The organism is Ensifer sp. NPDC090286, assembly GCF_044769565.1.
Taxonomy (GTDB): domain Bacteria; phylum Pseudomonadota; class Alphaproteobacteria; order Rhizobiales; family Rhizobiaceae; genus Ensifer.
Genome location: NZ_JBIVYF010000003.1, coordinates 747158 through 759815 on the forward strand (window position 1 = coordinate 747158; position 12658 = coordinate 759815).

The window sequence follows — 12658 nt, forward strand, 5'->3', positions numbered from 1 at the left end:
GTATTTTCAGCGCGGCCGCCCTTGCCCGGGACGTCTCAGGCCCGCCCGCGCAGGCGATCCGACAGCATGCTGCGGATGCGTTGCTCGACCGTACGGCTCACTTCCTTGCGGTTGGTGTGGCGGTCGTAGTCAATCGCCTCACCGAAATCGACGTCAACCTCGATCGCGCCCTCGCGCAGGATGCCGAGCAGATGCGGCACCAGCTCGGTGTCGCCCGGCCAGGCGGCGATCGGCCGGTTGAAGCGGCCCATCGGCATGCCGTGGATGCCGGTGTAGGAGATCGCGACCGGCTGCACATGCACGAGACCGGTCGGCGAATGCGGCACGGCGGAAGCGGCCGCACCGAAAAGCGAGGTCTTGATCTCCAGCAAACGGTTGCCGTCCGAGGTCGTCCCCTCGGGAAACAGCACGACGATTTCGCCGGCGGCCATGCGCTCGCCGATTTCGCTCACCTGCTTGCCGGTCGAGCGCTTCTGTTCGCGCTCGACGAAGATCGACGCCTGCAGCCGGGCAAGCACGCCGAAGACCGGCCAGCCCTTCACCTCGGACTTGGCGACGAAAACGACATCGGCAACCGAGGAGAGCACCAGAATGTCCTTCCAGGAGGCATGGTTGGCGCAGATCAAAAGCGGCCGGCGGCGATCCGCCATTCCGTGGACGCGCACCTTGATGCCGAGAAGGTAACAGGCGAGCCGGTGCCAATATCGCGGCAGACGGCGCCGGGGTTTCAGGTCAAGCCAGAGGCAGACGACCTGGATCGGCATCAGCACGAGCGAAACCAGCGCCAGAAGCGCTGCGAAGATCGCGATCCGTAGCCAATTGACCATCCGGGAAGAGTTTTCCTGCGCGAGACCTTGAGAATCGTGATGATCTTCAGCCGAACCGCGGCGCGATCATCGTGACCTGTTCCAATTGGGCAATGCCGGATGCGGGCGAAAGACCGCCTTGGCCTTCCTCATCCTGCTCCTGTCCGTGTCGGGACTAGCGAAGATCGAGCCGCATGACAAGCGCGGCGGTCCGCTGGCCGGCCTTGTCCTGGTAATAGGCGCGGCGTTCGCCGACCTTGTTGAAGCCGAGCTTACGGTAAAGCCCGATTGCCGGCTGATTGGTCTCGTCCACTTCGAGGAACAGGGCCTCGGAGCCCTTGACCAGCGCTTCGCGCATCGCCGCCTGCATCAACCGCCAGCCGAGACCGGAGCGCGCATAACGCGGCTCGACGCCGATCGTCAGGATTTCCGCCTCGCCGGCAACCGCACGCGACAGGACAAACCCACCGAAGGCCGGGCGGAAGCTGCCATTGGTCTGCCGGGCGACAAAGCCGAACACCGTTTCCTGCACCAAAAGCGCATGGATTTCGCCATCGCTCCACGGGGACGCGAAACGCTGACGATGCAGCGCCGCCGCGGCGATCAGGTCCGCTTCCTCCAGGGGGAAGATGTCGAACTCGGTGCGGCGGGTGAAATAATCGGTAAAGCTCATCTCGGTCTATGCTCGGGCAATCGCGAAGCCCGCCTGCGGCTTGGCGTCGGGGCCTCTGAGATATAGCGGACGCGGCTTGGCCGAGGCTGGATCGGCAGCGGCGCCAAGGGCGGCAACCGCGGCAACATCGATGAGTTCTGAAGGTTTGGACGGCAGATCGGCAGCGACGAGATGCGCACCGGAGCCGCCAATGACGCCGTCGAAATCGGCGTAGCGTTCGCGGGCACTTTCGACTGAGAGGGCTTCGGGCTCGCCTGTGGCACTGCCGGTCGCATCGAAAGCCTGGAGATAGACCTCGTCCCGCTTGGCGTCGATGGCGACGAGGACGGGCTTTCCGGCTGCCGTGCGGCGCAGTCCCTCGGCGACGACGGCAAGCGTCGAAACGCCGACGGCGGGTTTGCCGAGCGCCAGAGCCAGGCCACGAGCGGCCGCGACGCCAACGCGAATGCCGGTGAAGGATCCCGGGCCGACGGTGACGGCGATACGGTCGATAGCGTCAAGCGACCGGCCGGACGCAGCCAGCGCCTCGTCGACGAATTCCATCAGCCGCTCGGCATGTCCCTTGCCGAGATCGGCCCCGGAACGCCCGAGCACGGCTTCCGTTTCGCTGTCATAGACGGCAACGGAGCAACCGGAACCGGACGTGTCGAGCGCAAGTACAATCATTTCAACGCAGGATCTTTCAGACGCCACAAGCCGCAAAGCCGATCGGGCTTTGCGGCAAAATCGATACGCGAAACCGGCGCGCCGGACAGGCGCGCGCTATATTAGACGGCCTCGACGGCCTCCACCTCGGGAACGAAGTGGCGCAGCAGGTTCTGCACGCCATGCTTCAGCGTCGCGGTGGACGACGGGCAACCGGAGCAGGCGCCCTTCATGTTGAGGAAGACTGTCCCGTCCTTGAAGCCGCGGAAGGTGATGTCGCCGCCATCCTGGGCGACGGCCGGACGCACGCGGGTTTCCAAGAGTTCCTTGATCGTGGCGACGATCGTCTCGTCACCCTCGTCGAAGAACTCGTCTTCCTCGTCGGACTGCTCGGCGCGGCCGCTGCCAGCCATGATCGCCTGGCCCGACATGAAGTGCTCCATGATCGAACCGAGGATCGCCGGCTTCAGGTGCTGCCATTCCTGGCCTTCCTTGGTGACGGTGATGAAATCGTAGCCGAAATAGACGCCAGTGACGCCGGGGATCGAAAACAGCCGTGCCGCAAGCGGCGAGCCGGCGCGTGCTTCTTCCTCGTCGCGGAATTCGGCCGTGCCGTTTTCCAGGACGACCTTGCCCGGCAAAAACTTCAGCGTCGCCGGATTCGGCGTGGCTTCGGTCTGAATGAACATGTCTGTCTCCGTTTCGCCGGGAGCGGCATCCGCCCAGCTTTTTAGAATAATTCAAAAGAATATAGGAGCATGGCTCTCGGCTCGCAAGAGCACATAGCGACGCAGGTCAGCTAAGCGCGTCGATCTCCTCGTCCGTCAGGGCATCGGGGATGACCGTGACGGGGATCGGAAAGGCCGCGGCCTTGCCGGCAATGGACGACACCAGCGGACCGGGGCCTTCTTTCGCGGAACCGGCTGCGAGAACCAGAATGGCGATATCGCGATCCTCTTCGATCGCCGCGTGGATTTGGTCGGTCGCCGTGCCCTCGCGGATGACGACCTCCGGCTCGATACCGATGCGCTCGCGCACCGATTGGGACACCTTGGCGAGCGTCGCCTCGGCCTCCTCGCGCGCTTCCGCACGCATGATTTCCTCAACCCCCAGCCATTGCTGGAAGTCGCCGTCGGCGATCACATAGAGCAGGACGAGGCCACCATTGGAATTCTTGGCGCGCATGCCCGCATAGTGCACGGCGCGCCCGCATTCCGGGGTATCGTCAATCACCGCCATGAATTTGCGGCGGTGTCCTTCAAGTCGAGAGAGTCGGGTCGAGACCATAGGGTGAACAATACATCCCGCGCGAGCCGCCGCAAGGTCTGATTTTTGCGTTTCGGACGAGGACACGGAAAAGTGCCCGAGGCTTCCGGTCGAGGCTCCCTTCGGCTGGTGAAAGCCGGCCATCAAAATGAAATTGGGTCCGGGAGTTCCCCGGACCCAATCAATTTACTGCAGGAAGCCGATGATTTCGCGCACTTCGCGCATCGTCTTTTCCGCACGCGCCCGCGCCCGCTCGCCGCCATCCCTGAGGATCGCGTCGATATGGGCGGTGTCGCCCATCAGCCGGCGCATCTCGGCCGTGATCGGCGAGAGAACTTCGACCGCAAGGTCGACCAGCGCCGGCTTGAAGACCGAGAACTGCTGCCCACCGAACTCGGCGAGCACCTGTTCCTTGGTCTTGTCCGACAGCGCCGCGTAAATGCCGACGAGGTTTTCGGCTTCCGGACGGCCCTTCAGACCGTCCACTTCGCTCGGAAGCGCGTCCGGATCGGTCTTGGCCTTGCGGATCTTCTTCGAGATCGTCTCGGCATCGTCCATCAGGTTGACGCGCGAGAGATCGGAGGGATCCGACTTCGACATCTTCTTGGTGCCGTCACGCAGCGACATGACGCGCGGCGTTGCGCCACCGATCAGCGGCTCCACCGGCGGGAAGTAGGCGTGGATCGGCTCCTCACCGACAACCATGTCGACGCCGTAACCGGCGCTGCGGATATGCTCCATGAAGTCGATGTTGAACTTCTGGGCGATGTCGCGCGTCAGCTCCAGATGCTGCTTTTGGTCGTCACCGACAGGAACATGGGTGGCGCGATAGACGAGGATGTCAGCCGCCATCAGGCTCGGATAGGCGAGCAGACCGAGCGAGGCGTTCTCGCGGTCCTTGCCGGCCTTGTCCTTGAACTGCGTCATGCGGTTCATCCAGCCGATACGGGCGACGCAGTTGAAGATCCAGGCGAGTTCCGCATGCTGCGGCACGGCCGACTGGTTGAAAACGATGTGCTTTTTCGGGTCGATGCCCGAAGCGATGAAGGCGGCGGCGATCGAGCGGATCTGCCCCTTCAGGTCCTCATGCACGAGCTGCGCGGTGATCGAGTGCAGGTCGACGACGCAGTAAATGCAATCGTTGTTTTCCTGCAGCGCCACGAACTTGCGGATCGCGCCGAGATAATTGCCGAGATGGAGATTGCCCGTCGGCTGAACGCCGGAGAATACGAGCGGCTTGAATTCGTTCATGTCGTCCTCAATAGGCTGGTGGAGGGCCCCAGGGCCGGCTGGCCCATGTTGCTAACGGCATGGCTTATGCACGCAGGATGCAAGGCAATCAAGGGGCCTGGCGAGGCACCCTCATGCCGCCGGCTGCAGCAGATCCCAATGGTTGCCGAACGGGTCGCTGAAGACCGCCACGGTGCCATAGGGCTCGTGGCGCGGCGCCTCCAGAAAGACGACGCCTGCGGCCAGCATCGCCGCATGGTCGCGGGAAAAATCGTCGGTGAACAGGAAGAAGCCGACCCGGCCGCCGGTCTGGTTGCCGATCGCCGCCTGCTGGCGCTCGCCGTGCGCCTTGGCGAGCAGCAATGCCGTCTCGACGGCACCCTTGGGACGGACGACGACCCAGCGCTTGATGGTGTCGAGGACGGTGTCTTCGACGAGATCGAAACCGAGCTTGCCGCAATAGAAGGCGATGCCGGCGTCGTAATCCGGCACGACCAGGGCAATGCGTGCAATGGTCTGGCGCATCATTCGCTCGCCTCAGGTGCTGCGGCGGGCGCTTTCGCCCCGCGCTTGATGTTGCGGCGGATCATCCCGAGGCTCGCGCCACCGAGCCCGAAGGCAAGCGCGAAGTAGATCACCATGGAGACCGCGACGAGACCCGTCAGCGTCGTTGCCCGCGTGAAGAGCGAGGCTGCCGAGGACAGCTCGAAGGCGAACCAGTCGACGGCATAATATAGCGCCGCCGCCATACCCGCCGCGGCGATGACGAGACGGGGGATACGGGTCAGAAGCGGGATGTCCCTGCCCCAATGGCCGCGCCAGACAAGCGTTGCGAACAGCAGCACGGCATTCACCCAGCCGGCAACGATCTCGGCGGTGGCAATGCCGCTCGCGCCAAGACGTGGAAACAGGGTAAGCGCCAGGGACACGTTCACGACGACGGAAATCGCAGCGAAGATCATCGGGGTGCGCGTATCTTCGCGCGCGAAGAAGCCGGGAATGAAGGCCTTGATCAGCACGAAAGCCGGCAGGCCGAGGCCGTAGATCGCCAGGATATGGCCGACGATGACGGTCGAATCGGCCGAAAACTTGCCGCGCTCGAACAGTAACCGGACGATCGGCTCGGACATGACGAGCAAGGCGGCCGCGGCCGGCAGGGTCAGGAACAGCGTGAACTCGACCGAGCGGTTCTGCAGGTTCGAGGCCTCGTTGACGTTGCCCGAACGCAGCGCCCGGGCAAGTTCCGGCAGAAGCACGGTTGCGACCGCAATGCCGACGACACCGAGCGGAAGCTGGTAGATGCGGTCGGCATAGACGAGCGACGACACCGCACCTTCCTGCGCCGAGGCGATGTTGGTGTTGATCAGGAGGTTGATCTGCGTGATGCCGCCGGTGATCGCCGCCGGAAGCGCCAGCACCAAAAGACGCCGGACATTGGCGGTCATCTTCGGGCGGCGAAGGCCGATCTTGATGCCGGCGTCGCGCACGGCGATCCAGACGATCGCAAGCTGGACGAGACCGGCGGCCATGACGCCCCAGGAGAGGCTATAGCCGACCGCGATCGGATCCTGACCCGCATACCAGGCATAGCCGAGCACGCCGATGAGGATGAAATTGAGGAAGACCGGTGCGATGGCCGCTGCGAAGTAGCGGTGCAGCGAATTCAGCATGCCCGCCATCATCGCCGCCAGCGACATGCAGGCGAGATAGGGGAACATGATCGCCGCAAAGACGATGGTGCTGCCGAGCTTTTCCGGTTCGTCGGCAAAGCCGGGTGCGATCAGGTTGCTGACGATGAAGGGCATCGTCAATTCCATCGCGATCGTCAGGAACAGAAGCACGGTGAAGAGGACGCCGAAGACCTCTTCGGAAAAACGCCGCGCGCCATCCATGCCGTTCGCCTCGATCTCCCGGGCAAAGAGCGGCACGAAGGCGGAATTGAAGGCGCCTTCGGCAAAGAGGCGCCGGAAGGTGTTGGGCAGGCGGAAGGCGGTGTTGAAGGCGTCGGCAACCGGGCCGGTGCCAAGCGCTGCCGCCATGAAGGTTTCGCGGATGAAGCCGAACAGGCGGCTTCCGAGCGTCGCGCCGCCGACGGTTGCAAATTTCTTGACCAGACTCATGTTTCGGCTTTTGTCGTTCTGTGAGCGGAGGAAACGCCCGGGGGCGGCGCGATGATGCCCGAGGGCATGCGGTCGCGCGCTTCGTCCCCCTCCCCGGCCATGACGGCCTTGAGGCGTGCGGCAATGTTCATCTGACGGTTTTCACTCGTCACCTTCTGGCCGACGAGGTCGGTGACGTAGAAGGTGTCGATCACCTTCTCACCGAAGGTGGTGATGTGCGCCGAGGCGATGTCGAGCGAAAGGTCGGACAGCACCGCGGTGATCTCGGACAGAAGGCCCGGACGGTCGAGGCCTTCGACCTCGATCACCGTGAACTTGTTCGACAGCGTGTTGCTGATCGTCACTTCCGGCGTGACGGTAAACGCCTTGGTACGCTTCTTCACCTTGGTGCGGCTGGCAATCACCTCCGGCAGGCGCTTGCGGCCCGAAAGCACGTCCTCGATCAGCTTGCCGATGCTCGCCGCCCGGCGCATCTCGTCCTCATCGACAGCGAACTCGCGGTTGACGAGAATAGTGTCGAGAGCGCGTCCGTCCGAGGTCGTGAAGATCTGCGCGTCGACGATGTTGGCGCCGGCGGCCGCACAGGCCCCGGCAATGACAGTCAGAAGCCGCGGATGGTCCGGCGAAAGCACGGTGATTTCGGTGATCGCATGGAACTGGTGGGTGCGCACCATGGTCGCGAGAGCCTTGCCGGCGGCATCCGCCTCGCGGATGAAACGCGCATGCCGGATCTGATCTTCCAGCGCCACCGTCAGGAGATACGGCTGGTAGTGCAAGCGCACATAGTCGTCGCGTTCCTTTTCGGACCAGTCGGTCAAGGCCTCGCCGAGCATGATCGCGGCATGGGCCGCACGCTCCTTGCGCGACAGTTCCGAGAAGCCGCCCGACAGCAACAGCTCGGTCTCGTAATAGAGCGTGCGCAGCAGCTGGCCCTTCCAGCCGTTCCAGACACCCGGGCCGACGGCGCGGATATCGCAGACGGTGAGCACCAGCAGCATCTTCAGCCGATCGAGCGACTGCACCCGCTCGGCGAAATCGACGATCGTCTTGCGGTCGTTGAGGTCGCGCGTCTGGGCGACCATCGACATCAGCAGATGCTCCTCGATCAGCCAGGCGACCAGTTCGGTCTGCTTCGGCGACAGCCCGAAGCGCGGGCAGAGCTTGCGCGCCACCTTGGCGCCGGCGGTCGAATGGTCCTCCGGCCGGCCCTTGGCGATGTCGTGCAAAAGCACAGCGACATAGAGCGCCTCACGGTCCTCGATCCCTGGCATCAGCTTGGCGACGAGCGGATGAGCCTCCTCCTCGATGCCGCCCTCGATGCGAGACAGCACGTCGACGGTGCGCAGCAGGTGCTCATCGACCGTATAGTGATGATACATGTTGAACTGCATCATCGAGACGATCTTGCCGAAATCCGGAATGAAGCGGCCGAGCACGCCAGCCTCGTTCATGCGGCGCAAGATCAGTTCCGGCTTGCGGCGCGAAGTGAGGATCGACAGGAAGAGACGGTTCGCCTCTTCGTTTTCGCGCAGCGCCGGCTTGATCAGGCTCAGCGACCGCGTGACCTGGCGCAGTGCCGCCGGATGGAATTCCAGCCCGTTGATATCGGCGACGTGGAAGAAGCGCAGCAGATTGACCGGGTCGCGCTTGAAGACGTCGGGGCTTGCGAGCGCAATGCGGCCGCCGTCGTCGACGAAATCGAGCGTGCCAGCGATCTTGCGACTGCGATGGGTGAAGCGGCCGATGATGCCGGAAATGCCGGGCGCGTCCTTGGCCTGCTGGTCTTCGAGCGCGGCGCAGAAGATGCGGGTGAGGTCGCCGACGTCCTTTGCCACCAGGAAGAAGTGCTTCATGAAGCGTTCGACGGCGGACAGGCCAGGGTGGTCATGGTAACCGAGCGCCTCGGCGATCTCGCGCTGGATATCGAAGGAAAGCCGTTCCTCGGATTTGCCGGTGAGGAAATGCATGTGGCAGCGCACCGCCCAGAGAAAGTCCTCGGCCTTCTGGAAGAGCTGGTACTCCTGCCGCGACAAGACGCCGAGCTTGACGAGGTCGGCAGTGTCCTTCAGCCGGTAGAAGTACTTGGCGATCCAGAACAGCGTGTGCAGGTCGCGAAGTCCGCCCTTGCCTTCCTTGACGTTCGGCTCGACGAGATAGCGCGTGTCGCCGGCCTTGCGGTGACGCTCGTCGCGCTCGGCCAGCTTCGCGGCGATGAAGTCCGGGCCGGTGTTGCGCACGATCTCGTGGTCGAAGCGGGTTTCCAGTTCGGCGCAGAGCGTCTGCGAGCCGCAGATGTAGCGTGTCTCGAGGATGGCCGTGCGGATCGTCATGTCGGCGCGTGACAACCGGATGCACTCGTCGATGGTGCGGGTGGCGTGGCCGACCTTGAAGCCCAGATCCCAGAGGATATAGAGCATGAACTCGATCGCCGGCTCGGCCCAGACGGCCTTTTTCACCGGCAGCAGGAACAGAAGGTCGATGTCGGAGCCCGGCGCCAGCGTGCCGCGGCCATAGCCGCCGACCGCCGTCACGGCGATCCGCGACGCCGGCGGTGCATTGGCGGCATCGAAGATCTCGTTCAGCACGAAATCATGCAGCACCGTGATCAGCTGATCCTGCAGCCAGGAAATACGCTCGGCGCAGAGAATGCCGGCACCGTCGGCATTGAACAGTTCACGGGCCTTTGCCCGGCCAGCGATGTTTGCCTGCTTGAAAGCCGTGAGCAATGCCTGACGCATCGGGTCGCGCTGTTCGGCATGGGCCGAGGCGATGAAGTCGCATTTCGCCCGGAGCGCTGCGACGTCGAGAATTTCGGGAAAGGAGATGTCTTGTCTGCCCATGAAGTGCCGAGGGGCGCCCTGTCCGACTGGTTGCGTGGTCGTTCGCTGTCAAGCGCTCCTGCATGATCCTTGCGACCGAGGCCGAATAAAGACCAAACAGCATTCAAGCGCCGCGCCCGCAAAGGCGCGCGGCGCTGTATAGCCTTTTTACCGACGGCTTGCACAGGAAAAAGGCGCGCAGCGCCCAGGCCACGGGTTGCCGGAATGCGGGCGGAAAACCGCACGCACGTTCCTCACCCCGCCTTGGTCGCGCTCAGTTCCTTCTTCAGCGCATAGAGCGCATCGAGCGCCTCGCGCGGCGTCATGTCGTCGGGGTTCAGCGCCTTCAGCGCCTCGTCGACCTTGGAATTCCCGGCGGGCTTCACCTCTTCGCGGCGGATCGCCACCTGGAACAGCGGCAGATCGTCGATCAGCTGGCTCGCCGGGTTCTTGCGGTCCGCATCCTCGAGCTTGGCGAGCACGTCCTTGGCGCGGGCCACGACCGAGGCCGGCAGGCCGGCGAGACGGGCGACCTGAATGCCGTAGGAGCGATCGGCAGCACCCGGACCGACCTCGTGCAGGAAGATCACGTCGCCGTGCCATTCCTTGACGCGCATCGTCGCATTCGAGAGACGGCCGAGCTTTTCCGAAAGCACGGTCAGCTCATGGAAGTGGGTCGCAAAGAGACCGCGGCAGCGGTTCGCCTCATGCAGGTGCTCGACCGCTGCCCAGGCAATCGACAGACCGTCGAAGGTGGCAGTGCCACGGCCGATCTCGTCGAGGATGACCAGCGAGCGGTCGGTTGCCTGGTTGAGGATCGCCGCCGTCTCGACCATCTCGACCATGAAGGTCGAGCGGCCGCGCGCCAGATCGTCCGACGCGCCGACGCGGGAAAAGAGCCGGTCGACGATGCCGATATGGGCGCTCGTGGCCGGTACGAATGTGCCCATCTGCGCCATGATCGCGATCAAGGCGTTCTGGCGCAGGAATGTCGATTTACCGCCCATGTTGGGACCGGTGAGCAGCCAGATCGCGCCGCCCTCTTCGCCCTCGGGCGGTGACAGATCGCAGCCGTTGGCGACAAAAGCGTTCGATGCCTGGCGCTTCAGCGCCTGTTCGACCACCGGATGACGACCGCCGTCGATGGCGAACATGCGCGAGCGGTCGACGGTGGGTCTTGCATAGGCCTGCTCTTCGGCAAGCACCGCAAGGCCGACGGAGACGTCGACCGTCGCAAGCGCCAGTGCAGCAGCCTTCAGCGTCTCGGCAGCAGTCACAACCTCTGCCGTCATCTGGTCGAAGGCGGCAAGCTCGATCGACAGCGCCCGGTCGGCGGCATTGGCGATCTTGCTTTCGAGCTCGGCAAGCTCCGTCGTCGTGAAGCGCATCGCGTTCGCCATGGTCTGGCGGTGGATGAAGCGGGCGCGGCCGGCATCGGTGTCGGTCATCGAACCGGCATTGCCGGCCGTCACCTCGATGAAATAGCCGAGCACGGTGTTGTGCTTGATCTTCAGCGACTTGATGCCGGTCTCTTCGGAATATTGCAGCTGCAGCCCGGCGATCACCCGGCGCGACTGATCGCGCAGGCCCCGGACCTCGTCGAGTTCGGCATTGGCACCTTCGCAGACGAAACCGCCGTCCCGCTTCAGAAGCGGCAGCTCTTCACCGAGCGTCGCGTCGAGCAGACCGAGCAGACCTGCCGGCAGCGCGTCGATCGCGGCACGCGCCTGTTTCAATTCGTCCGACAGTGTGCCGGCAGCCATCAGGCGCGAAATCGAGGCCGAGGCGTGAAGGCCGGCCCGGATGGCGCCAAGATCCCGCGGGCCGCCGCGGCCGAGTGCCAGCCGCGACAGGGCGCGCGGCATGTCTGGCGCGCGGCGCAGGGCATCGCGGAGATCGCCTGCAAAGGACGGCTGGTCCGCCAGGATCTCGATCGAGTCGAGACGCTCATTGATACGGTCCGGGTCGGTCAGCGGCGACATCAGCCGCTCGGCGAGAAGCCGGGCGCCGCCGCTTGTCACGGTGCGATCGAGCGCCTTCAGCAGCGTGCCTTCGCGTGCGCCGGACAGCGTCTTGACGAGCTCGAGGTTGCCGCGGGTCGCCGGGTCGATGAACAGCGTCGAGGCCGCACTTTCGCGCTCGGGCGTGCCGAGTGCCGGACGTTCGGCAAGCTGGGTCTTCTCGACATAGGAGATCGCCGCCGACGCCGCGGCCAGTTCGGCGCGTGAAAACGTGCCGAAGCCGTCGAGCGTCTTGACGCCGAAATAGCGGGAAATACGGCCCTCCGCCGTGGCGCTATCGAACAGCACGGCAGGCTGCGGTACGGCAACGCGGCCGAGCACGTCGAAGACGGATCTCAGTTCCGGGTCGTGAAAGACCGTATCGGCCAGGATCAGTTCGCGCGGCTCGATGCGCAGGATATCGGCAAGCAGTCGGCTCTCGGCGGTCTCGGCGAGGCGGAAGATGCCGGTGGAGATGTCGATCCAGGCAAGCGCGTAGGCAGGCTCGGACCCGCTCTTGATCCGCGCCAGCGCCATCAGATAGTTGGTCTCGGACGGCGAAAGCAGTTTCTCTTCGGTGATCGTGCCTGGCGTGACCAGCCGCACGACGTCGCGGCGCACCACCGACTTGGCTCCGCGCTTCTTGGCTTCCGCCGGGTCTTCCACCTGCTCGCAGACGGCGACGCGGAAGCCGAGACCGATCAGCTTCTGCAGATAATCATCGGCCGCATGCACCGGCACGCCGCACATCGGGATTTCCTGACCCATGTGCTGGCCGCGCTTGGTCAGCGTGATGCCGAGCGCGCGCGAAGCTTCGACCGCGTCCTGGAAGAACAGTTCGTAGAAGTCGCCCATGCGGTAGAACAGCAGCGAGTCCGGGTTGTTGGCCTTGATCTCGATGAATTGTTCCATCATCGGCGTCGCGGTGGAACGGCTTTCCTCGCTCGCCAGTTCGGCTGCGGATAAAACCTCCCCCGCCCGGGTCGAATAGTCTGTCACGAAATTCATGATTGTTCCGAAAAAAGAGATGGCACACTATCGCCAAGCAAATGTAGACGACAACCATAAAGAGGCGCGCCGCAAGGCTCGCCCACAGGAG

General features: G+C 64.1%; 10 protein-coding genes. All 10 read right to left on the bottom strand.

Annotated elements, in window-relative coordinates:
* Positions 1 to 35: 35 nt before the first annotated feature.
* On the bottom strand, positions 36 to 827 hold the full coding sequence (locus ACIQUG_RS18780; protein ID WP_060519777.1) for a 1-acyl-sn-glycerol-3-phosphate acyltransferase: 792 nt from the start codon (positions 825 to 827) through the stop codon (positions 36 to 38).
* A gap of 154 nt (positions 828 to 981) precedes the next feature.
* On the bottom strand, positions 982 to 1479 hold the full coding sequence (locus ACIQUG_RS18785) for a GNAT family N-acetyltransferase (protein ID WP_043615664.1): 498 nt from the start codon (positions 1477 to 1479) through the stop codon (positions 982 to 984).
* A gap of 6 nt (positions 1480 to 1485) precedes the next feature.
* Complete coding sequence (gene tsaB, locus ACIQUG_RS18790) at positions 1486 to 2145, bottom strand: tRNA (adenosine(37)-N6)-threonylcarbamoyltransferase complex dimerization subunit type 1 TsaB (RefSeq protein WP_402323482.1); 660 nt, start codon at positions 2143 to 2145, stop codon at positions 1486 to 1488.
* A gap of 101 nt (positions 2146 to 2246) precedes the next feature.
* Positions 2247 to 2813, bottom strand: coding sequence for a NifU family protein (locus ACIQUG_RS18795; protein ID WP_043615659.1), 567 nt, complete (start codon positions 2811 to 2813; stop codon positions 2247 to 2249).
* A 106-nt stretch (positions 2814 to 2919) separates the two neighbouring features.
* Positions 2920 to 3411, bottom strand: coding sequence for a universal stress protein (locus ACIQUG_RS18800; protein ID WP_043615656.1), 492 nt, complete (start codon positions 3409 to 3411; stop codon positions 2920 to 2922).
* 165 nt (positions 3412 to 3576) lie between these two features.
* Positions 3577 to 4641 carry a tryptophan--tRNA ligase gene (gene trpS / locus ACIQUG_RS18805; protein ID WP_043615653.1) on the bottom strand — a complete coding sequence of 355 codons (1065 nt, stop codon included), beginning with the start codon at positions 4639 to 4641 and terminating at the stop codon, positions 3577 to 3579.
* 111 nt (positions 4642 to 4752) lie between these two features.
* Entirely contained in the window at positions 4753 to 5145 is a 393-nt protein-coding gene (locus ACIQUG_RS18810; RefSeq protein ID WP_402323483.1) for a VOC family protein, read from the bottom strand.
* Positions 5145 to 6740, bottom strand: a complete 1596-nt coding sequence (gene murJ / locus ACIQUG_RS18815) for a murein biosynthesis integral membrane protein MurJ (protein ID WP_402323484.1) — start codon at positions 6738 to 6740, stop codon at positions 5145 to 5147. The genes ACIQUG_RS18810 and murJ overlap by 1 nt, the downstream gene beginning before the upstream one ends.
* Positions 6737 to 9580, bottom strand: coding sequence for a [protein-PII] uridylyltransferase (locus ACIQUG_RS18820; RefSeq protein ID WP_402323485.1), 2844 nt, complete (start codon positions 9578 to 9580; stop codon positions 6737 to 6739). Before ACIQUG_RS18820 ends, murJ begins: the two co-directional genes overlap by 4 nt.
* Before the next feature lie 233 nt (positions 9581 to 9813).
* Positions 9814 to 12567: a DNA mismatch repair protein MutS gene (mutS, locus tag ACIQUG_RS18825; protein ID WP_402323486.1), complete on the bottom strand. Its 2754-nt coding sequence runs from the start codon at positions 12565 to 12567 to the stop codon at positions 9814 to 9816.
* Positions 12568 to 12658: the final 91 nt, after the last annotated feature.

Bases quoted from the DNA above. Each gene is read 5' to 3' on its own strand.
- ACIQUG_RS18780 (WP_060519777.1), bottom strand. From the start codon at position 827: ATGGTCAATTGGCTACGGATCGCGATCTTCGCAGCGCTTCTGGCGCTG.
- ACIQUG_RS18785 (WP_043615664.1), bottom strand. From the start codon at position 1,479: ATGAGCTTTACCGATTATTTCACCCGCCGCACCGAGTTCGACATCTTC.
- tsaB (WP_402323482.1), bottom strand. From the start codon at position 2,145: ATGATTGTACTTGCGCTCGACACGTCCGGTTCCGGTTGCTCCGTTGCC.
- ACIQUG_RS18795 (WP_043615659.1), bottom strand. From the start codon at position 2,813: ATGTTCATTCAGACCGAAGCCACGCCGAATCCGGCGACGCTGAAGTTT.
- ACIQUG_RS18800 (WP_043615656.1), bottom strand. From the start codon at position 3,411: ATGGTCTCGACCCGACTCTCTCGACTTGAAGGACACCGCCGCAAATTC.
- trpS (WP_043615653.1), bottom strand. From the start codon at position 4,641: ATGAACGAATTCAAGCCGCTCGTATTCTCCGGCGTTCAGCCGACGGGC.
- ACIQUG_RS18810 (WP_402323483.1), bottom strand. From the start codon at position 5,145: ATGCGCCAGACCATTGCACGCATTGCCCTGGTCGTGCCGGATTACGAC.
- murJ (WP_402323484.1), bottom strand. From the start codon at position 6,740: ATGAGTCTGGTCAAGAAATTTGCAACCGTCGGCGGCGCGACGCTCGGA.
- ACIQUG_RS18820 (WP_402323485.1), bottom strand. From the start codon at position 9,580: ATGGGCAGACAAGACATCTCCTTTCCCGAAATTCTCGACGTCGCAGCG.
- mutS (WP_402323486.1), bottom strand. From the start codon at position 12,567: ATGAATTTCGTGACAGACTATTCGACCCGGGCGGGGGAGGTTTTATCC.